The sequence below is a fragment of the Nonomuraea sp. PA05 genome (genome assembly GCF_008086045.1).
In the GTDB taxonomy this organism is placed as follows: Bacteria; Actinomycetota; Actinomycetes; order Streptosporangiales; family Streptosporangiaceae; genus Nonomuraea; species Nonomuraea monospora.
Genome location: NZ_VSEY01000011.1, coordinates 209403 through 228862, shown reverse-complemented (window position 1 = coordinate 228862; position 19460 = coordinate 209403). Strand labels below are relative to the sequence as shown.

Genomic DNA, 19460 nt, shown 5'->3' with positions numbered 1-19460 from the left:
TAAGAATTTCCCCCAAGTCGCCAACCTATGCGTTGCCCGGTCAGGGCGTCAAGGGCCGATTTCGCCTGCCCGGTAAGCGCTTGCCATCATTGACACGTTACACGCCCCCGTTTTACGTTCTGGACACCTTAAAACGTTTTGCCGAAACGTTTGTCGGAGGGCACATGAGTGAACCACCTCCCGTCCTTTCGCTACGTGACGTGAGCAAGTCTTTCGGCGCCGTACGAGCACTCCAGGACGTGCGGCTGGACCTTTGGCCCGGCGAGGCCCACGGCCTGGTGGGCGAGAACGGCGCCGGCAAGTCGACCTTGGTGAAGATCCTGGCGGGCGCCCATCCCGCGGACGCCGGCACATTGACGGTGGACGGAAAGGAGCTGAGACCCACCGGCCCCGGGGACGCCCAGGCCGCCGGCATCGCGGTCATCTATCAGGAACCCACCTTGTTCCCCGACCTGTCCGTGGCCGAGAACATCTTCATGAGCCGCCAGCCCCTGCGCGCCCTGCGCCGCATCGACGCCAGGGCCATGCGCGAGGCCACGGCCGAGTTGTTCGGCAGGCTCGGCATCCACCTCGACCCCGCCCGCCCCGCCCGCGGGCTGTCCATCGCCGACCAGCAGCTCGTGGAGATCGCCAAGGCGCTGGCGTTCGACGCGCGCATCCTGATCATGGACGAGCCGACCGCCGCGCTGTCGGGGGTGGAGGTCGATCGGCTGTTCTCCGTCGTGGAGTCGCTCAAGCAGGCCGGCGCGGCGGTGCTGTTCATCTCCCACCGCTTCGACGAGATCTTCGCGCTGTGCCAGCGCGTCACGGTCATGCGGGACGGCCGCTGGGTCTCCACCGGCCTGGCCGCCGATCTGACGGTGGACGAGCTGGTCAGGAGGATGGTCGGCCGCGAAGTGTCGTCCCTGTATCCGAAGGCCGACACGACGGCGGGAGAGCCGCGGCTGGAGGTCAAGGGACTGACGCGGCACGGCGTGTTCGCCGGAGTGGGGTTCACGGTGCGCGGTGGCGAGATCGTGGCGCTGGCCGGGCTGGTGGGAGCCGGGCGCAGCGAGGTGGCGCGCGCCGTGTTCGGCGTCGATCGCTACGACGAGGGCGAGGTGCTGGTCGACGGCGAACGGCTGGCGAAGGGCGACACGGCCGCGGCCATCGCCGCCGGGCTGGCGCTCGTCCCCGAGGACCGCCGCCAGCAGGGCCTGGTCATGGAGCTGTCGGTGGAACGCAACGCCACCCTCACCCGGCGCTGGCCGCTGAGCAGGCTCGGGCTGCTGTTCGGCGGCGGCGAGCGCGCGGCGGCCCGCGAGTGGAGCGAGCGGCTGCGGGTCAAGACGGCCCGGCTGACCGATCCCGTCTCGACGCTGTCGGGCGGCAACCAGCAGAAGGTGGTGCTGGCCAAGTGGCTCTCGACGCAGCCGCGGGTGCTGATCGTGGACGAGCCCACGCGCGGCATCGACGTGGGCACCAAGGCGGAGGTGCATCGGCTGTTGTCGGAGCTGGCCGGGCAGGGCGTCGCCGTGCTGATGATCTCCAGTGAGCTGCCCGAGGTGCTCGGCATGGCCGATCGGGTGCTGGTGATGCACGAGGGCCGGCTGGTCGCCGACATCCCCCGTACGCGGGCGGATGAGGAGTCGGTGATGCTCGCCGCCACCGGTCAGGGCGGCGGTGCCGGATGACGGCGGTCGGCGTGCTCGACGGGGCCAGGGAGGGCACCCGGCTGGTGCATCGCCTGTTCGTGATCAGAGAGCTGGGCATCGCGGTCGCGCTGGTGCTGCTCGTCGGTGTGACGGTGCTGGTCAACCCGCGTTTCCTGACCGCCCAGGGGGTCAAGGACCTGTTGCTCGGCTCGACCATCCTGGCGGTGCTGGCGGTCGGTCAGAGCATCGTGGTGATCACCCGGAACGTGGATCTGTCGGTGGGGTCGGTGCTGGGCCTGTCGGCGTTCGCGACGGGCAGCCTGTTCGTGTCGAACCCGGGGCTGCCCGTCCCGGTGGCGCTGGCGCTCGGGGTGCTGCTCGGCGCCGCCTGCGGTGCGGTGAACGGCGCGCTGATCGCCGCCGCCCGCGTTCCCGCGCTCGTGGTGACGCTCGGCACCTTGTACGTCTTTCGCGGCATCGACTACACGTGGGCCACGGGCAGGCAGATCAACGCCGCGGACATGCCGCCGGGTTTTCTGCGGATGGGCAGCGCCACGGTGCTGGGTGTGCCGGTGCTGGCGTTGTTCGCGGTGGTGGTGCTGGCGCTGGCGGGCTTCTACCTGCGTAGTTACCGCAGCGGGCGGGAGCTGTACGCGATCGGCTCCAGCCCGGCCGCCGCGCGGCTGGCCGGCATCCCTGTCGGCAGGCGGGTGTTCGCCGCGTTCGTCGCCAGCGGCGCGCTGGCCGGGCTGGCCGGGGTGTTGTACGCGGCCCGGTTCGGCACGCTGGACGCCAACGCGGGCAACGGCTTCGAGCTGAACGTGGTGGCGGCGGTGGTGGTCGGCGGGGTGGCCATCTTCGGCGGCAGCGGTTCGGTCTACGGCGCGGCGCTCGGCGCGGTGCTGCTGACCACGATCAGCAGTGCGCTGCCGGTGCTGGGGGTGAGCCCGTTCTGGCAGCGGGCCGCCGTGGGGGCGCTGATCCTGGCCGCGATCGGCCTCGACCGGGCGCTGGCGGTCCGGCTCGCCCGGTCCTTGAGAGGAAGGAACGGTCATGGCTGAGCGATCCTTGAGCGGAGGGAACGGCCATGGCTGAGCGGATGCGGTCGCTCGTCGGCTCGTGGGACGCCGCCCTGCTGGTGGCGGTGGCCCTGGTCGTCATGGTGGGCGCGATCAGCATCGAGGGGGTGGCCAGCCCGCGCTTCTGGCGGTTCGTCACGCTGGAGGTCATCCCGATCGCGCTGATCGCGCTGCCCATGACCCTGGTGGTGATCACCGGCGAGATCGACCTGTCGGTGGCCAGCATCCTCGGCCTGACCTGCACCGTGATGGGCCAGCTGTGGCTGTGGGGGATCTCGTCGCTGCCGGTGCTGATCGCCGTCGCGCTGCTGCTCGGCGCGCTGCTCGGCGCGGTCAACGGGGTGTTCGTGACCGCGTTCGGGCTGCCGTCGCTGGCCGTCACGATCGGCACGCTCGCCCTCTACCGGGGCCTGGCGTACGTGGTGCTCGGCGACCGAGCGGTGGCCGACTACCCGCCGGAGTGGACGACGGGCGCGATCGGCGCGATCCCCGGCCTGACCATCCCCTGGATGATCATCGTGGTGGCGGTGCTCGCCGTCGTGTTCGGCCTGGTGCTGCACGCCACCCCGATCGGCCGCGGCCTGTACGCGATGGGCAACAACGCCGAGGCCGCCCGCTTCACCGGGATCTCCGTGGCCCGCACGAAGTTCTGGCTGTTCGTCGCCACCGGCGCCATGTCGGCGCTGGCCGGCGTCTTCTGGACGCTGCGCTACGCCAGCGCCCGCGCCGACAACGGCAACGGCCTGGAGTTGGCCGTGGTGGCCGCCGTCCTGCTGGGCGGGGTGTCCATCTTCGGCGGGCGCGGCCGGCTGCTCGGCGTGATCGCCGCGGTCGTCCTGCTCGGCACCCTGCGCAACGCGCTGCAACTGGCCTACGTGCCGGCCAACACCCTCACCATCATCACCGGATCGCTGCTGATCGTCTCCGTCGTGGGACCCAACGTCGCCGGCATGCTGCGCGAACGATGGCGCAGGCGACGACCCGCCACCCCCCTGCCCCAGGAGTGAGGACACACCATGTCAAGAATTCGAGGAGGCCGGGCCGCCGCCCTGGCGATGCTCACCGCCTTCACTCTCGCCGTCTCCGGTTGCGCCAGTCAGGAGCCCGCCGCGCCCACCGGCCAGCCGGCCGCGAGCGGCGGAGCCCAGACCATCAAGGAGGGGCTGAAGATCGCCTTCCTGCCCAAGCAGGTCAACAACCCCTACTTCGACGCCTCCGACAACAAGGGCGGCAAGGTCGCGGTGGAGGAGTTCAAGGGCGTCTACAGCCAGACCGGCCCGTCGGAGGCCAGCCCGTCGGCCCAGGTGTCCTACATCAACACGCTGTCGCAGCAGGGCACCGACGTGATCGTGGTCTCGGCCAACGACAAGGACGCCATCTGCGGCGCGCTGCAGGAGGCCCGCACCGCCGGCGCCAAGGTCGTCACCTACGACTCCGACACCAACCCGTCCTGCCGCGACGCCTTCATCAACCAGGCCAGCGCCGAGGGCATCGCCGCCTCCCAGATCAAGCTGATCTCCGAGGCGGTCGGCCCGGACGGCGGCGAGATCGCGATCCTGTCGGCGACGGCGAACGCGACCAACCAGAACGCCTGGATCGAGATGATGAAGACCGAGCTGGCCAAGCCGGAGAACGCCAAGCTCAAGCTGGTCGACACCGTCTACGGCGACGACGACGACCAGAAGTCCTTCCAGGAGACGCAGGGCCTGCTCGCCAAGCACCCCAACCTCAAGGGCATCATCTCGCCCACCACGGTCGGCGTCGCCGCGGCGGCCCGCTACCTGTCCACCTCCGAGTACAAGGGCAAGGTGCAGCTCACCGGGCTCGGCACGCCGAACCAGATGCGCGAGTACGTCAAGAACGACACGGTCAAGTCGTTCGCCCTGTGGAACCCGTCCGACCTGGGCTACCTGGCCGCCTACACCGGCGGCGCGCTGGCCTCCGGCATGATCACCGGCAAGGAGGGCGACAAGTTCACCGCGGGCAAGCTGGGCGAGTACACCGTCGGCAAGGACGGCACCGTGCTGCTCGGCGACCCGTTCGAGTTCACCAAGGACAACATCGACGACTTCGACTTCTGACCGCCGACCCCCGCCCTGGGCTCAGAGCTGGTGCGCCCAGGGCGGGTCGGCGCCAGGGACCGAGCAGGTCAGCGCCGACACCCGGGCCGCGTACTCGGCCGCCGCCACCACCGTCTCCAGCCCGAGCCCGTCCAGCCGCCCCCCGAGCAGGCCCCGCGCCTCCAGGTCGTGCAGCAGCCCGGCCGTGAACGCGTCGCCCGCGCCCACCGTGTCCGCGACCTTCACCGGCGGCGCGGCCACCGTGGCCCGCTCGCCGTCCAGCGACACCAGCGCCCCCGCCGCGCCCATGGTGACGACGACGAGCCTGGCGCCGGCCGCGTGCCAGCGGTCGCACGCCTGCTCGGGCGGCACCCCGGGCAGCAGGAAGGCGAGGTCGTCGTCGCTCAGCTTCAGGACGTCGGCGAACGCGCACCACCGCTCCACCCGGTAGTCGTCCTTCCCGGCCAGGCTGGGACGCACGTTCGGGTCGATCGAGACCGTGGCGTGCGCCGACGCGGCCCTGGCGAACTCCTCCACCGCCTCCCTGCCCGGCTCCTTGACCAGCGCGAGCGAGCCGGTGTGCAGGCAGGACGCTCCGCTCATGCGGGCCGGGCCCAGCTCGCCGGGCGTCCACTGCCAGTCGGCCGTTCCCGTGGCGTAGAAGGTGTAGCCGGCCCTGCCCTGCTCGTCGAGGGCGGCGACCGCGAGCGTGCTGGGCTCAGCGGCCTCGACGCAGGCGGACAGGTCGACGCCGGAGGACGACAGGCGCTCGCGGAACAGCGCGCCGAAGACGTCGTTCGAGAGCCGGCCGAGGAAGAGGGCCCGCGTGCCGAGCCGCGCCAGCGCCACCGCCGTGTTGGCCGGGCCGCCACCGGGCAGCGCCCGCAGCACCAGCTCGGCGGAGCCCGCCGCGGGCTGGCCGGTGAAGGTGTCGGCGACGCACTCGCCCAGCACAGCGATCATCGAGCGAGCCTCTCCGGGGCGTTGACACGGGGCATTGACGATTCCCGGATCGGAGTTCATCATCACAGCACGGCCGATGTCAACGTTGACATATGTCAACGATGACATCATGTCCCCCCTGATAGGAACCGCCATGAATGCGAAGCTTCCGGCCGGACTCCTCGTCACAGCACTCCTGCTCGCCGCCTGCGGCGGCAACGGGCAGAGCGCCTCCACCGCCACCCCCAAGGTCGGCCTGATCACCAAGACCGAGACGAACCCGTTCTTCGTCAAGATGAAGCAAGGCGCGCAGAAGGCGGCCCAGGCCGGCGGCCTGGAGCTGATGAGCGCCGCGGGCAAGTTCGACGGCGACAACGCCGCCCAGATCACGGCCATCGAGAACATGGTCGCCGCCGGCGTCAAGGGCATCCTCATCACCCCGAGCGACACCAAGGCCATCGTCCCCGCGATCAAGAAGGCCCGCGACGCGGGCGTGCTCGTCATCGCCCTCGACACCCCCACCGAGCCGCAGGACGCCACCGACGCGCTGTTCGCCACCGACAACTTCAAGGCCGGCGAGCTGATCGGCCGGTACGCCAAGGCCGCCATGGCCGGCAAGCCCGCCAAGATCGCCACGCTGGATTTGGCCCCCGGCATCACGGTCGGCACGCTCAGGCACGACGGCTTCCTGAAGGGCTTCGGCGTCCAGGAAGGCGACCCGTCCATCGTCTGCTCCCAGGACACCCGCGGCGACCAGGCCAAAGGCCAGACCGCCATGGAGAACTGCCTGCAGAAGGCCCCCGACATCAACCTCGTCTACACCATCAACGAGCCCGCCGCGCTCGGCGCGCACACGGCGCTCAAGGCCAAGGGCCGCGACAAGGACGTGCTGATCGTCTCCGTGGACGGCGGCTGCGTCGGCACCAAGGCCGTGCAGAGCGGGCAGATCGCCGCCACCAGCCAGCAGTACCCGATCAAGATGGCCGAGGAGGGCGTCAAGGCCGTCGCCGCGTTCGCCAGGAACGGCCAGAAGGCCACCGGCTACACCGACACCGGCGTCACCCTCATCACCGACAAGGCCGTCTCCGGGGTCGAGGCCAAGGACACCGCCTTCGGCCTGGCCAACTGCTGGGGCTGACCATGGCCGTGATGGAAGCGCCGCTGCCGCGCCGCCTGATCAGCACCCCCGTCGCAGGCCCCCTGGCCGCGCTCCTGCTGGCCTGCCTGTTCTTCGGCCTCAACACCGGCCAGTTCTTCACCGGGCCGAACTTCTCCCTCATCATCCAGCAGGTCATGGTCGTCGGCACGCTGGCCATCGGGCAGACCCTGATCATCCTGACCGCGGGCATCGACCTCGCGTGCGGCGCCATCATGGCGTTCGGCGGGATCGTGATGACCAAGCTGGCCGTCGAGTCCGGCCTGCCGCCACTGCTCGCCGTCGCCGCCGGCCTCGCCGTCTGCGCCGCGTTCGGGCTGGTCAACGGCCTGCTCGTGACGCGGATCTCGCTGCCGCCGTTCATCGTGACGCTGGGCATGCTGAACGTCGTCTTCGCCCTGACGCACATCTACTCCGACGAGCAGACGGTGACCGGGCTGCCCGCGGCGCTCACCTTCCTCGGGCAGACGTTCCAGCTCGGGCAGACCAACGTCACCTACGGCTCGCTGCTGGCGATCCTGCTGTTCCTGCTCTTCGCGTACCTGCTCGGCTCGACCGCGTGGGGCCGCCACGTGTACGCCCTCGGCAACAACCCCGAGGTGGCCCGCCTGACGGGCATCAGGACCGGCCGGCTGACCATCGGCGTCTACACGCTGGCCGGCCTCGTCTACGGCGTAGCCGCCCTGCTCCTGGTCTCCCGCACCGGCGTCGGCGACCCGCAGGCCGGCCAGACCGACAACCTCGACAGCATCACCGCGGTCGTGCTCGGCGGCACCAGCCTGTTCGGCGGCCGGGGCCTGGTGCTCGGCACGCTCGTCGGGGCGCTCATCGTCGGGGTGTTCCGCAACGGGCTGCAGCTCATGGGCGTGCCGTCGATCTACCAGACGCTCATCACCGGCGTCCTGGTGATCCTCGCGGTCGCCGTCGACCAGCTCTCCCGCAGGAGGACCCGATGAGCACCCCCGTGCTCCAGGCGCGCGGCCTGGTCAAGAAGTACGGCCACGTGACCGCCCTCGACGGCGCCGACTTCGACCTCATGCCCGGCGAGGTGCTCGCCGTCATCGGCGACAACGGCGCCGGCAAGACCAGCCTGATCAAGGCGCTGACCGGCGCGCTGCAACCGGACCAGGGCGAGATCAAGCTCGACGGCGAGCCCGTACGCTTCCGCGACCCCCTCGACGCCCGGCGGCACGGCATCGAGACCGTCTACCAGGACCTCGCGGTCGCCGCCTCCCTTGACATCGCCACCAACATGTTCCTCGGCCGCGAACTACGCAAACCCGGCCTGCTCGGCAAGGTCTTCCGGATGCTCGACAAGAAACGCATGCGCGAGGAGTCGGCCCGGCACATGGCCGAGCTGAAGATCGGGCTCGGCTCGCTCACCCAGCCGGTCGAGTCGCTGTCGGGCGGGCAGCGGCAGGGCGTGGCGGTGGCCAGGGCGGTGGCGTGGGCGCGGCACGTCGTCGTCATGGACGAGCCCACGGCGGCGCTCGGCGTCAAGGAGTCCGGTCAGGTGCTCGACCTCATCAGGCAGGTTCGCGATCGCGGCACGCCGGTGGTGCTGATCAGCCACAACATGCCGCACGTGTTCGAGATCGCCGACCGGGTGCACGTGCAGCGGCTCGGGCGGCGGGTCGCCGAGCTCAGCCCGCGGGAGCACAGCATGGCGGAGGTGGTGGCCATCATGACCGGCGCGCTCCAGGTGTCGGACGGCAAGGCGGTGGTGGCGGACCGGGACGCGGCAAAGGCCATCGGCCTCTGACAAAATGTCTGCGATGCGGCGTCCGACGATGACAGATGTGGCCCGTGAGGTCGGGGTGACCGCCAAGACCGTCTCCCGCGTACTCAACGACGAAGGCCCCGTGGCCCTCGAAACGCGCGAACGCGTCATGGAAGCGGTCAGAAAGCTCGGCTACCAGCCCAACCTCATGGCCCGCAACATGCGGGTCGGCGCCAGGGACGCCGCGATCGGCCTGGTCGTGCCCGAACTGGGCAACCCGTTCTTCGGCACCGTGGCGGGCGGCGTCGAGGGCGCGGTGCGGGCCCGCGGGCTCACGCTCATCGTCGGCTCCTCCGACGAGACGGCCGGCCACGAGCAGTCGCTCATCGCCACGTTCCTGGCCCGCCGCGTCAGCGCCCTCATCGTGGTGCCCGCCGCCGCGAGCGACCACCGCCACCTGCGCGCGGAACGGGCGGCCGGGCTGCCGATCGTCTTCCTCGACCGCCCCGCCGTCGGGCTGACCGCCGACTGCGTGGTGAGCGCCAACCGGGAAGGGGCGCGGGCCGGCGTGGCGCACCTCGTCGCGCACGGGCACCGCAGGATCGGCTTCGTCGGCGACCTGCCCGCCGCCCTCTACACGCGCCGCGAACGGCTCCAGGGCTACCGGGACGCGCTCGACGGCGCGGGGCTGCGGTTCGAACGCGCGCTGGTGGAGACGGGGCACGACCTGGAGGCGGCGGCCCGCGCCACCATGCGGCTGCTCGCGCTGGCCGACCCGCCGACGGCGGTGTTCGCGGGCAACAACCTGGCCTCCATGGGGGTGGTAGTGGCGCTGTCGCGGGCGGGGCGCAAGGACGTGGCGCTGGTCGGGTTCGACGACCTGCCGCTGGCCGAGGCGCTCGACCCGCCGCTCACCGCCGTCGCCCAGGATCCGGCAGCGGTGGGTGCCGCGGCGGCGGGGCTGGTGCTGGCCCGGCTGGACGGGGACCGGTCCAGGGCCCGCCGCACGACTGTGCCGACGCGGCTGATCGTGCGGGGCTCCGGCGAGCTGCCGCCACGAACGCCGTAAGGGGAGCCGGGTCAGCCCCGCTCGCGAACGGAACGCCCCCGAGCGGGGCCGGACGCTTGCTCGCTGGTTCGTGAAGGGCGGCCTTCGGCCCGGGATCACCCGGCCTGAGAGGCTGTCTGGGGATAGGCCTCCAGCTTCAGCAGCCAGTTCTGGAAGCCGAAGTTGCTGCCCTGGGCGAGGTTGAAGACGACCTGAGGGCTCGCGTCTCGCATGCTGTCGACGCCGGTCAGGTAGTTCATCGCCCGCAAGGTGGTGACGCTTCCCCACTCCTCGGTGCTCTGGGCGGTGGCGTAGCGGTGGTTGTCGCTCTGCGGATGCCCGTTCTCGCCACCGAACGTGATGTCGAGCAGCCCGACGGCGTTGCCGCCGCTCACGGGCCTGCCGACGATCACCTCGGCGGTGAAGGTGGCCACCAGGATGCACCGTGGCGTGCTCGATCCGGGGCCGACCTTCCATGTGATCTTCGCGCCTGGCAGTTCCTGCCACTTGCCGGTCACGCTGGACTCGAACCGTTCCGAGCCCCACATCACAGCGATCTGCGTGGGTTGCGCACCACCGGAGAGGTACACCGGTGACTGGAGAACATCTGGCATGACCCTCGCCTTTCCTAGTGTCGGATGGCGCTGAACCGGCCGAACGATCCCACCTCCCGTCATGACTGGTTCTGACTTGGGTTGTTCAGCCTCACCCTCCGGCACATCGCCCGCGGAAGCCATACCCCAGCAGTGGCCGATACCGGACACCTCCTGAGGTGCGCCGGCCGGGGCGCGCTGGAGGGCCGGTGCGGTCGCGGCCGGTGGCGGGGTTCAGGCGCAGCCGTAGCCGGACGGAAGCTGGGTGTTCCCGCCGGGCCGGCTCGCCTGGAAGCCGAACGTGGTGCTCTGCCCCGCCCCCAGCGCCCCGTTGTGCGCCGCGTTCCGCGCGGTGACGGTCCCCCCGGACACGGTCAGCACCGCGTTCCAGGAGCCGGTGACCGTGTGCTCGGCAGGCAGCGTGAACGTCACCGTCCACCCGCTCCTGGCCGCCGTGCCCGTGTTGGCGACGGTGACAGGCTGGATGACGTACCCGGTGCTCCACTGCGTCTGCGTGGTGGCCGTGGCCGTGCAGCCGCCCGGCGTGCCGCCGGTCGTGGTGGTGACCGTGACGGTGCCGGACACGGGGGAGAGGTTGCCGGCCGCGTCGCGGGCGCGCACCTGGTAGCGGTAGGTGGTGCCCGCGCTCAGGCCCGAGTCGGTGAACGTGGCGGTCGCGGACGTGCCCACCTGCGTGAAGGAGCCGCCGGACGCGCCCGGCGCGCGCAGGATGTCGTAGCCGGTGACGCCCACGTTGTCGGTGGAGGCGGCCCAGGTCAGGGTGGTCGTGGCGGCGGTCGTGCCCGACGCGGCCGGGAGGCCGGGGGTGGTGGGCGGGGCGGTGTCGGTGCCGCTGGTGGCGGGTGGGACGCGGATGACGCGGTCGTCCTGCGCCACCGGGGTGCCGCGGCCGTCGCGGTTGCTGGTGCCGAGCCAGAGCCAGCCGTCCGGCCCGACGGCGACCGCGCGCAGCCGTCCGTAGGCTCCCTGGAGTTCGGGTACCGGCGTGCCCGCGCCGCCGCTCGACGTCAGCGGGACCGCCCAGACCCGCTGGCCGCGCAGCGCGGCCGCGAAGAGCGTGCCGTTGGCGTAGGCCAGGCCGCTGGGCGAGGCCTCGGCGGTGGTCCAGGTGACGATCGGGTTGCGGAAGGAGGTGCTGGAACAGGTGCCTTCGCAGGTGGGCCAGCCGTAGTTGCCGCCCGCGACGATCTGGTTGACCTCGTCCCAGGTGTTCTGGCCGAACTCGGTGGCGTACATGCGGCCCTGCGCGTCCCAGGCCAGGCCCTGCACGTTGCGGTGGCCGTAGCTCCAGACGCGGGAGCCGGCGAACGGGTTGCCGGAGGGGACGCCGCCGGTCGGCGTCATGCGCAGGATCTTGCCGGCGGGGCTGTTGAGGTTCTGGGCGTTGGCGGTGTTGTTCGCGTCGCCGGTGGCGACGTAGAGCATGCCGTCGGGGCCGAACGCGATCCGGCCGCCGTCGTGGATGCTCGCGCTCGGCACCCCGGAGAACAGCACCGGCTGCGTCTGCGGCGCGCTGAGCTGGAACCTGACCAGGCGGTTGTCGCCGCTCGTGCTGGTGAAGTACGCGTACACCCAGCCGTCCTGCGGGTATGACGGCGACACGGCGAGGCCCAGCAGCCCGCTCTCGCCGGATGCGCTCACCCCGCTCACCGTGGCGACCTGGACGGGCGCCTGGCCGGGCCGGACCTGCATGACGCGGCCGGTGTTCCGCTCGGAGGCCAGCGCGCTGCCGTCCGGCAGGAACGCCAGCGCCCACGGCACTTGCAGGCCGGTGACCGACACCTCCGCCCTGCCGAAGTCGAACCCGCCGACCACCTGGGCCTGCGCGGGAGGGACGCCGACGCCGAAGGCGAGCAGACAGACGAGCAGGGTCAGGATCACACGGGCGCGCATGACGGGCTCCTTGACCGGATCGGTACGAGCACCGTAAGACCCGCGCCGCCCGATCTCAACCGGTGCGCGGGCGGTGATCCGGCAAGCTGCGGCGCAGCGGTGAAACTTTCACCTGGAGGAGTCGCGCAGGCCCGCGAACAGATCCTCCTCGTGCGTCGGCGCGGCCACCTTGCTCAGCACCCGTTCGAACGCCTCGTGCGAGAACGCCTGCTGCTGCGCCTGCTCCGGCATCCGCAGCAGGAAGATGTTCTCCCCCTGGCTCTCGTGCGCGCGCAGCGCCTTGAGCTTGCGCTCGACGTAGGCGGAGACGTCGACGATGCTGGTCACCCGCTCGTCGGGGGTGCCGAAGTCGTCGGAGGGCGTGAAGTCGCCGAGGTCGACGCCGTTCTCCCGCATCAGCTCGAACATGCGCTTGATCGAGGCGCGCGGGATGGCCGTGTAGTAGAGCTTGTCGGGGATGCCGCTGCGCTCGACGGCCGCCACCGTGACGCGGTGGGTCTGGACGTGGTCGGGGTGGCCGTAGCCGCCGCCGCCCGTCTCGTCGTAGGTGACCACGACCTGCGGCCGGTACTGCTCCATCAGCGCGGCCAGCCGGGCGGCGGCCGTCTCGACGGGCACGTTGGCGAACGCGTCGGGGTGGGCGTTGGTCTCCCAGCCGTCCATGCCGGAGTCGCGGTAGCCGAGCAGCTCCAGATGGTCGATGCCCAGGTGGGCGACCGACTCGCGCAGCTCGCCGAGCCGCCGCCTGGCCACCGCCTCGTCGTCGTGACCGGGGTCACCGGGCTTGACGCCGCCGTCGCCGTCGCCCTGCTCGCCGTTGGTGCAGGTGACCAGGACGGTGCGGATGCCCTCCTCGGTGTAGCGGGCGAGGAGGCCGCCGGTGCTCAGACACTCGTCGTCGGGGTGGGCGTGCACGACCATCAGGGTGAGTTGCGGATCCATGTGAGCAGAAACTACTCGGCGGCTCCGACAATTCCGCAGCGGGCCGGCTCACCCGCCCGGCTCGGCTCCGGCGATTCCGGAGCGGGCCAGCTCGCCCGCCCGGCCGCGCGCCACGGCCGCGGCCGCGCCGTCGCCCAGCGCGTCGGCCAGCGCCGCCTGCTTGAGCCAGTTGTACGGGCTGCACGGCCGCACGCTGATCCGCTCGCTCACCAGCATCCTGGCGACCTCCCGCCGCCCGGCCCGCAGCGCGGCCTCCACCAGCGTGCGCTGCACGGCGTCGCGCTGCGCGTGGCTGCCGCCGAACTCGTTGACCCGGTGCCTGATCGGATGCAGCAGATCCACCACGGCCTCGTGGTCGCCGCGCCCGAACGCGACGAGCGCCCGGCACACCGGCAGCCCGACCCTGAGCGTCATGTCGTGATTGGTGACCCCGGGACGCGGCTCGGCGACGTACGCCTCCCTGACCGCGATCAGCTTCTCCGCCTCACCGATGCGCCCGGCCCCGACGTACGACATCACCGCGTGCATGTCGTTGAAGGCGTAGTACGGCTCCGCCACCCGAGCCGGCCACGCGTCGGCCAGCGCCCGCCACCGTTCGTGCTGGTCGGAGCCCTCCAGGTACAGCCGCCACAGCAGCGCCGCCGCGTCGAGCAGCTCCATGCAGGCCTGCCCGTCGGCCAGCACGGCGTCGTACACGGCCAGCACGCGCGGCACGTCGCCGGTCTCCAGCGCGTACAGGCACCAGTGCCACCAGTTGTGGATGTTGAAGAACGTCCCTGACGACCAGTCGGGGACCCGCGCGTCGAGGTAGCGCAGCCCGTCGCCGAAGCGGCCCTGCATCTCGTAGGTGTGCACCACGGCGTGGATGCCCCACACGTCGCGGCGGTTCAGCTCGACGGCCCGCAGCCCGGTCTCCTCCGACCGGTCGTAGTGCCCGGCCTCCTCCAGGCCGAAGGCGTACATGCCGAGCACGTGCCCGAAGTGCGGGTCGTCCTCGCGCCAGGCGGTCAGCGCGCCGCCGACGCGGTCGCGCAGCATGCGCGCGTCGCCGGTGAAGAAGTCGATCTGGTGCCCGGCGGCCAGCGCCAGCGCGTCGCGCGGATGCTCGGCGGTGATCTCGGCCAGCAGCGCCCCGCAGGTCAGGAAGTCGCCGCCGAGCAGCGCGCCCACGGCGGCGAGGTGCGCCCGCTCGCGGGGGAGCAGCGCGCCGTCGTCGATCCGGCGCAGGAACGCCCCGAACCGGGCCCGCGCCGTGCGCGCGTCCTCGACCTCGGTGGTCAGCAGCCCCAGGTACGCCGCCAGGACGTTGCCCATCGCGAAGTCGGGCGACTCCGTCAGCGCGGCGTTCGCCTCGGCGTCCACCTCGGCCCTGAAGTGCAGCAACTCGTCGATCGCGCGGTCGTAGTGCCGCACCGCCGCGGCGCTCGCCCCCGTCATCGCGAGGCCGTGCTGGTCGTGGCTCACCGCACCACTGTAACCAGCCGCGTCGTCCCTGGCAGACCCACGCCGATGCGTAGATCCGGGATTCCCGGGCACTCGGGTTGCTCCGGCAATACCTTTTTTGGAGGAAACGGTGAATACCGCGCAACAGGCGGGACGCGAGGCCAAGGCCGCCACGCAGCGCGCGACGCGCAGCCGGCCGATGGCCGTGCTGACCCGGGTCGGCCTGGCGTGCCGTGGCGTGCTGTACGCACTGATCGGCGTGGTGGCCATGCAGGTCGGGCTCGGCCAGGGATCCGGCGAAGAGGCGGACAAGGCGGGGGCGATCAGCACGTTAGCTCGGCTGCCCTTCAGCGAGGTGCTGTTGTGGATCATGGTCGCCGGGTTCGTGGCGCTGGCCCTGTGGCAGGCTTCCGAGGCGCTGTTCGGCGGCGGCGAGCCGTTCGAGCGGGCCGAGGCGGTCGCCCGGGTCTTCGTCTACGGCCTGGTCGTCTACACGCTGTGGAGTGTGATCACCTCGGGCAAGGCCGGCTCCGACGACCAGAAGTCGCAGGACGCCACGGCCAAGCTGCTCTCCCTGCCCGCCGGGCAGTGGATCGTGGGCGCGATCGGGCTCGGCCTCATCGCGCTCGGCGTGTACTGGGTCCACCGGGGCGTCACCAAGGGCTTCAGGGAAGAGCTCGACCAGGGGCGGATGTCGCCCAAGGCCAGGAAGGTCATGGACCGGCTCGGCGCGGGCGGGTACGCCGCCCGCGGGGCGATCGCCGGGATGGCCGGCATCCTCGTCGGCTACGCGGCGATCACCCATGACGCGGACAAGGCGGGCGGCATCGACGCCACGCTGCGGCAGTTCGCCGACACCCCGGCGGGGCCGCCGCTGCTCGTGGTCGTGGCGCTCGGAGTGCTGCTGTTCGCCGGGTACTGCTTCGGCGAGTCGCGCTGGCGCCGTACCTGACGTCGCGCTGGCGCCGTACCTGACGGAACTAGGCCGCGTGCCTGGACCCGTGCTTGGACACCACGGCGCGGCCCATGGACGGGTCGTCGCAGAACGCGCCGTCGACGCCGAGCTCGAGCAGCCGCGACAGCCAGCCCATCACGTTCCCCGTCGCACGCGGGTAGACGGGGCTGGCCGGGTTGCCGAGCCGGTAGTCGGCGGGAAGCTGCGAGTTCTCGTTCCGTACCGTCCACACGTGCACGTCCAGCCGCCTGCGATGCGCGTCCGCCACGAGCGTGGTGGGCGCCGTCGTCGCGCCTGAGGCGTCCACCGGCACGACGCGCCTGGTGTCCACGCCGATCCCGCTCGCGTAGGCGGCGACCTCGCGCAGCCCCTCCGGCTTGACCATGTCGTCGTAGGTGCGCGTGCTGCCGGCCGCCACCCAGTCGTAGGGCGCGCCGCCGAACGTGATGAGCTGGATCAGCGGCAGCCGCGTCCTGCCGCGCAGGTCACGCAGGTTCGCCGTCTCGAACGACTGGATGTACGCCTTGCGCACCCGGTACCGGTTGAGCACGTCGAGCAGCGGCTCCTCCAGCGACAGGCCGATGGAGTCGAAGTAGGTGGGGTGCTTGGTCTCCGGGTAGACGCCGACGCCGTGCGCCAGCGCCAGCTTCACGACCTCCTCGAACGTCGGGATCTCGGCCAGCCCGTCGAACGCGGTGTTGTCGGGCCGCAGGTCCGGCACCCGCTCCTTGGCCCGCAGCGTCTTCAGCTCCGCCAGCGTGAAGTCCTCGGTGAACCAGCCGGTGATCGGCCGGCCGTCCACGGTCTTGGTGGTGCGGCGGCCGGCGAACTCGGGGCGCGCGGCCACGTCGGTGGTGCCGGAGATCTCGTTCTCGTGCCTGGCCACCAGGACGTGGTCCTTGGTGGAGACGAGGTCGGGCTCGATGTAGTCGGCGCCCATGGCGATGGCGGCCTCGTACGACAGCAGCGTGTGCTCCGGGCGGTGCGCGGAGGCGCCGCGATGGGCGATCACGATGGGATCCTGGGCGCGGCGCTCGGCCGTGGCGGTGGGGGTCTGGGTCAGCACGACGGTGACCGTACCGCCGACCAGGACCGTGGACAGCATGCTCGCGAGTAACCTGCGCATCGTCATGCGCGCACCGTAGACCTCGCAGGTGGACCGCGAGTTACGGGTGGGCACACGGGGACGGTCGGGACGGGGCGCACCCGATGGGGCGGCGGGCGTGACGGGATGGTGGCCACCGCGCGACGCCACCCGCGGCGAATCGGCGCGCCGTTTCGGCGGATCGCCGCGTCCCCTTTCCGTTTCCGCAGGCAGGCGCCGGTCCGCCAGGCGCCTGATCCGGCGTAACCCGGCGCAACCACCCGGACATCACCGGGCAATACGCCGTTCGTAGCCTCCTGCTCCAAGGAAGAAGGCGCTGGAGGAGGAGGCGGTGGCATGGAACTGGCCAGCCATCCCGTACCCTCCGGATGCATGGCGGGCAGATCCTCCCGGCCGCACCGGTCGGGCCCGGAACGCGAGGGCGACCTGCGCCGCCTGCGCGACCTGCTGCGCTCCGCCGTCCTGCGCGGCGCCTTCCCCGACGGCCTGCTGCCCACCGAGGCCGAGCTGATGGCCTCCTACGGCGCCACCCGCGCGACCGTGCGGGAGACGCTGGCCGTGCTGCGCCGCGAGGGCCTGATCGACCGCCGCCAGGGCGTCGGCACGCACGCCGTCGTCAAGGCCGTGGTGACGCAGCTCGTGGAGGCCCACGGCGTGGAGCCGCCGGGCCAGGAGAGCCTGCTGAACCGGCGGCTGCGCCCGCACGTGCTCGACCGTTCGACGATCCCGCTGCCCGAGCTGGCCGCCGCCCGGCTCGGCGTGCCCGCGGGGACGCCGTGCCTGCGCCTGGAGTACGTGTCGCTGTTCGGCGACGAGCCGCACGGCATGGCCACCAACTACGTGCTCGCCCCCGAGGCCGATCGGCTGCGTGACAAGCCGTTCGTGCACGACTGGTACACGCTGCTGCACGAGGCGGGCGTCGGCTACGAGGAGTCGGAGTTCATCTACGGCTGCGCCCCCGCCGACGCCGCGACGGCCGCCAGGCTCGGCATCGCCGAGGGCTCGCCGCTGATCACCATGGAGCAGCTCATCAGGGACGGCGACGGGCGGCCGTTCAACCTGGCGTTCATCCACGTCCGCGGCGATCGCTTCCTGTTCGTCTCCAACGCGGCCCGCCGCCACCCGTAACGAACCCACTTCTCATCCCTCTGAACGGAGTCGATCTTGACCTTTCCCCTGACGTTGAGTGATGCCGCGAACGCTTTGCGTGGCGGCGAGGTGACGAGCGTGGCGCTGACCGAGGAGGCCATCGCCCGCGCCGACCGGCTGGACGCCGGGCTGGGCACGTACCTGGCCCGGTTCGACGACAGCGCGCTGCAGGCGGCGAAGCAGGCCGACGAGGAGCTGGCCGCGGGCGTGGACAAGGGGCCGCTGCACGGGATCCCGTTCGGGGTGAAGGACATCATCGCCGCCGCCGAGGGCCCCACCACCGCGCAGAGCCTCGTGCTCGACCCCGCCTGGGGCGCGGGCAAGGACGCGCCCGTCGTCGCCCGGCTGCGGGCGGCCGGCGCGGTGATCACCGGCAAGGTGACGACGATGGAGTTCGCGTGCGGCATGGTGGACCCGTCCAAGCCGTTCCCCGTGCCGCGCAACCCGTGGGACCCGGGCACCTGGCCGGGCGGCTCCAGCTCGGGCACCGGCAACGGCGTCGCGGCCGGGCTGTTCCTGGCGGGGCTCGGCACCGACACGGCGGGCAGCATCCGCATCCCGGCCGCGTTCTGCGGCGTCAGCGGGCTCATGCCGACGTTCGGCCGGGTGCCGAAGTCGGGTGTGGCGCCGCTCGGGTACTCGCTCGACCACGTCGGCCCGCTCGCCCGCAGCGCCCGCGACTGCGCGGCCGTGCTGGAGGTGATCGCCGGGTACCACCCGAGCGACCCCGACTGCGTGGACCTGCCCCTCGACCTCGCTTGGGGAAGCGGCCCCCTGACGGGGGCCGGACCTCTGACGGGGGCCGGGACGGGCGGGTCGCTGGAGGGGCTGCGCATCGGCGTGGTCCGCGAGCACCACTTCCCCGGCGACGCCGACCCCGCCGCCGCCCCCGCGTTCGAGGCCGCGCTGTCCACGCTGACCGGCCTCGGCGCCACCCTGACCGAGGTGACGCTCCCGTACTGGAACGAGATGCTCACCGCGAACCTCGTCACCGCCTGCGCCGAGGCCCTCGCCTACCACCGCAACGACGCCGCGACCCGCTGGGGCGACTACTTCGCCGCCACCCGCGCCATGCTCGCCCGCGGCGCCCTGATCAGCGGCGCCGACTACGTGCAGGCCCAGCGCGTCCGCCGGGTCGCCCAGGACGCCGTCGCGCGCCTGTTCGACCACGTGGACGTCATCGTCAGCCCGACCGCCTCGACGGGCGCCCCCACCTACGACTCGCTCACCGACGCACAGGGCCGCATCGACGTGGAGGCCCTGTTCGCGCAGATCTTCACGCAGTACTGGGACTGCGTCGGCAACCCGGTGCTGGTCGTCCCCATGGGCTTCACCCGGGCGGGCCTGCCGCTCTCGCTGCAGCTCGCCGGCCGCCCCTTCGCGGAGGCCACGATCCTGCGGGCCGGCGACGCCTACCAGCGTCTCACCGACTGGCACCTGCGCGTCCCCGCCCTGGCCGCCTGACCTCCCCGCGACAAGCCTGACCTTCCCCCGGCAAGGAGAACCCCTCATGACCCACACCGCAGCCGTCGGACAACTGCTCGCCGCCGCCGGGCTGACCGTGCCCGAGGACGAGATCGAGGTGATCGCCGCCGGGTACCCGCTCCAGCGCGCCGGCGTGGACGCCCTGTACGCCGTCCCCGAGGCCCGCTACGCCGACCCCGCCCTGCGCTTCCGCGCCGACGCCCGCATCGTCGACTGGGCGTCGTGACCCCGGAAG

The 19460-nt window shown here is 71.9% G+C and carries 18 protein-coding genes; 12 read left to right on the top strand and 6 right to left on the bottom strand.

What is annotated here, in order from left to right; translation table 11 throughout:
• Positions 1-164 precede the first annotated feature (164 nt).
• Genes FXF51_RS19590 through rhaS form a run of 4 tightly spaced genes read left to right on the top strand, consistent with a single transcriptional unit; the run spans position 165 to position 4794 of the window.
• Positions 165-1673, top strand: coding sequence for a sugar ABC transporter ATP-binding protein (locus FXF51_RS19590; protein ID WP_148435932.1), 1509 nt, complete (start codon positions 165-167; stop codon positions 1671-1673).
• Positions 1670-2695 carry an ABC transporter permease gene (locus tag FXF51_RS19585; RefSeq protein ID WP_148435931.1) on the top strand — a complete coding sequence of 342 codons (1026 nt, stop codon included), beginning with the start codon at positions 1670-1672 and terminating at the stop codon, positions 2693-2695. Before FXF51_RS19590 ends, FXF51_RS19585 begins: the two co-directional genes overlap by 4 nt.
• A gap of 26 nt (positions 2696-2721) precedes the next feature.
• A complete protein-coding gene (locus FXF51_RS19580; RefSeq protein ID WP_148435930.1) occupies positions 2722-3720 on the top strand; it encodes an ABC transporter permease in 999 nt (332 codons plus the stop codon).
• Positions 3721-3729: 9 nt separating this feature from the next.
• The gene (rhaS, locus tag FXF51_RS19575) at positions 3730-4794 is read left to right on the top strand and encodes a rhamnose ABC transporter substrate-binding protein (RefSeq protein ID WP_148435929.1); all 1065 of its coding nucleotides are present in this window, start codon (positions 3730-3732) and stop codon (positions 4792-4794) included.
• A gap of 21 nt (positions 4795-4815) precedes the next feature.
• On the opposite strand, the gene FXF51_RS19570 is transcribed toward rhaS, so the two are convergent.
• The gene (locus tag FXF51_RS19570) at positions 4816-5736 is read right to left on the bottom strand and encodes a carbohydrate kinase family protein (RefSeq protein WP_148435928.1); all 921 of its coding nucleotides are present in this window, start codon (positions 5734-5736) and stop codon (positions 4816-4818) included.
• Positions 5737-5869: 133 nt separating this feature from the next.
• Here FXF51_RS19570 and FXF51_RS19565 point away from each other — a divergent pair, with 133 nt between their 5' ends.
• The 4 genes from FXF51_RS19565 to FXF51_RS19550 are packed head-to-tail and all read left to right on the top strand — an operon-like array spanning position 5870 to position 9660.
• Complete coding sequence (locus FXF51_RS19565) at positions 5870-6853, top strand: sugar ABC transporter substrate-binding protein (RefSeq protein ID WP_222871358.1); 984 nt, start codon at positions 5870-5872, stop codon at positions 6851-6853.
• A gap of 11 nt (positions 6854-6864) precedes the next feature.
• Positions 6865-7827 (top strand): ABC transporter permease, encoded by a 963-nt coding sequence (locus FXF51_RS19560; protein WP_222871357.1) that lies wholly within the window; start codon positions 6865-6867, stop codon positions 7825-7827.
• Entirely contained in the window at positions 7824-8633 is an 810-nt protein-coding gene (locus tag FXF51_RS19555) for an ATP-binding cassette domain-containing protein (RefSeq protein WP_148435925.1), read from the top strand. The genes FXF51_RS19560 and FXF51_RS19555 overlap by 4 nt, the downstream gene beginning before the upstream one ends.
• A gap of 13 nt (positions 8634-8646) precedes the next feature.
• A complete protein-coding gene (locus FXF51_RS19550) occupies positions 8647-9660 on the top strand; it encodes a LacI family DNA-binding transcriptional regulator (RefSeq protein WP_262379658.1) in 1014 nt (337 codons plus the stop codon).
• Between the two features lie 95 nt (positions 9661-9755).
• Here FXF51_RS19550 and FXF51_RS19545 read toward each other — a convergent pair whose 3' ends face one another.
• The 4 genes from FXF51_RS19545 to FXF51_RS19530 all read right to left on the bottom strand — a co-directional run bounded on the left by FXF51_RS19545 (position 9756) and on the right by FXF51_RS19530 (position 14552).
• Entirely contained in the window at positions 9756-10253 is a 498-nt protein-coding gene (locus tag FXF51_RS19545; protein ID WP_148435923.1) for a hypothetical protein, read from the bottom strand.
• Positions 10254-10466: 213 nt separating this feature from the next.
• A complete protein-coding gene (locus tag FXF51_RS19540) occupies positions 10467-12146 on the bottom strand; it encodes a PQQ-dependent sugar dehydrogenase (protein WP_148435922.1) in 1680 nt (559 codons plus the stop codon).
• A 108-nt stretch (positions 12147-12254) separates the two neighbouring features.
• Positions 12255-13088, bottom strand: a complete 834-nt coding sequence (locus FXF51_RS19535) for a PIG-L family deacetylase (RefSeq protein ID WP_148435921.1) — start codon at positions 13086-13088, stop codon at positions 12255-12257.
• 48 nt (positions 13089-13136) lie between these two features.
• Positions 13137-14552 carry a tetratricopeptide repeat protein gene (locus FXF51_RS19530; protein ID WP_148435920.1) on the bottom strand — a complete coding sequence of 472 codons (1416 nt, stop codon included), beginning with the start codon at positions 14550-14552 and terminating at the stop codon, positions 13137-13139.
• Positions 14553-14661: 109 nt separating this feature from the next.
• Here FXF51_RS19530 and FXF51_RS19525 point away from each other — a divergent pair, with 109 nt between their 5' ends.
• Positions 14662-15483: a DUF1206 domain-containing protein gene (locus tag FXF51_RS19525; RefSeq protein WP_262379657.1), complete on the top strand. Its 822-nt coding sequence runs from the start codon at positions 14662-14664 to the stop codon at positions 15481-15483.
• 28 nt (positions 15484-15511) lie between these two features.
• On the opposite strand, the gene FXF51_RS19520 is transcribed toward FXF51_RS19525, so the two are convergent.
• The gene (locus FXF51_RS19520) at positions 15512-16618 is read right to left on the bottom strand and encodes a glycerophosphodiester phosphodiesterase (protein ID WP_262379656.1); all 1107 of its coding nucleotides are present in this window, start codon (positions 16616-16618) and stop codon (positions 15512-15514) included.
• Between the two features lie 345 nt (positions 16619-16963).
• On the opposite strand from FXF51_RS19520, the gene FXF51_RS19515 reads away from it, so the two are divergent.
• From FXF51_RS19515 to FXF51_RS19505, 3 genes are read left to right on the top strand one after another with little or no spacing between them, the layout of a single operon-like run.
• Positions 16964-17719: a GntR family transcriptional regulator gene (locus tag FXF51_RS19515; protein ID WP_222871356.1), complete on the top strand. Its 756-nt coding sequence runs from the start codon at positions 16964-16966 to the stop codon at positions 17717-17719.
• Positions 17720-17755: 36 nt separating this feature from the next.
• On the top strand, positions 17756-19204 hold the full coding sequence (locus tag FXF51_RS19510; protein ID WP_187414450.1) for an amidase: 1449 nt from the start codon (positions 17756-17758) through the stop codon (positions 19202-19204).
• A gap of 46 nt (positions 19205-19250) precedes the next feature.
• Positions 19251-19451 (top strand): hypothetical protein, encoded by a 201-nt coding sequence (locus tag FXF51_RS19505; RefSeq protein WP_148435919.1) that lies wholly within the window; start codon positions 19251-19253, stop codon positions 19449-19451.
• The last annotated feature ends 9 nt before the right edge of the window (positions 19452-19460 follow it).

Excerpts from the sequence above, each read along its gene's own strand:
- FXF51_RS19565 (WP_222871358.1), top strand. The coding sequence starts at position 5,870 with ATGAATGCGAAGCTTCCGGCCGGACTCCTCGTCACAGCACTCCTGCTC.
- FXF51_RS19585 (WP_148435931.1), top strand. The coding sequence starts at position 1,670 with ATGACGGCGGTCGGCGTGCTCGACGGGGCCAGGGAGGGCACCCGGCTG.
- FXF51_RS19550 (WP_262379658.1), top strand. The coding sequence starts at position 8,647 with ATGCGGCGTCCGACGATGACAGATGTGGCCCGTGAGGTCGGGGTGACC.
- FXF51_RS19590 (WP_148435932.1), top strand. The coding sequence starts at position 165 with ATGAGTGAACCACCTCCCGTCCTTTCGCTACGTGACGTGAGCAAGTCT.
- FXF51_RS19535 (WP_148435921.1), bottom strand. The coding sequence starts at position 13,088 with ATGGATCCGCAACTCACCCTGATGGTCGTGCACGCCCACCCCGACGAC.
- FXF51_RS19560 (WP_222871357.1), top strand. The coding sequence starts at position 6,865 with ATGGAAGCGCCGCTGCCGCGCCGCCTGATCAGCACCCCCGTCGCAGGC.
- FXF51_RS19505 (WP_148435919.1), top strand. The coding sequence starts at position 19,251 with ATGACCCACACCGCAGCCGTCGGACAACTGCTCGCCGCCGCCGGGCTG.
- FXF51_RS19580 (WP_148435930.1), top strand. The coding sequence starts at position 2,722 with ATGGCTGAGCGGATGCGGTCGCTCGTCGGCTCGTGGGACGCCGCCCTG.
- FXF51_RS19570 (WP_148435928.1), bottom strand. The coding sequence starts at position 5,736 with ATGATCGCTGTGCTGGGCGAGTGCGTCGCCGACACCTTCACCGGCCAG.
- FXF51_RS19540 (WP_148435922.1), bottom strand. The coding sequence starts at position 12,146 with ATGCGCGCCCGTGTGATCCTGACCCTGCTCGTCTGTCTGCTCGCCTTC.
- FXF51_RS19515 (WP_222871356.1), top strand. The coding sequence starts at position 16,964 with ATGGCGGGCAGATCCTCCCGGCCGCACCGGTCGGGCCCGGAACGCGAG.
- rhaS (WP_148435929.1), top strand. The coding sequence starts at position 3,730 with ATGTCAAGAATTCGAGGAGGCCGGGCCGCCGCCCTGGCGATGCTCACC.
- FXF51_RS19545 (WP_148435923.1), bottom strand. The coding sequence starts at position 10,253 with ATGCCAGATGTTCTCCAGTCACCGGTGTACCTCTCCGGTGGTGCGCAA.
- FXF51_RS19520 (WP_262379656.1), bottom strand. The coding sequence starts at position 16,618 with ATGACGATGCGCAGGTTACTCGCGAGCATGCTGTCCACGGTCCTGGTC.
- FXF51_RS19555 (WP_148435925.1), top strand. The coding sequence starts at position 7,824 with ATGAGCACCCCCGTGCTCCAGGCGCGCGGCCTGGTCAAGAAGTACGGC.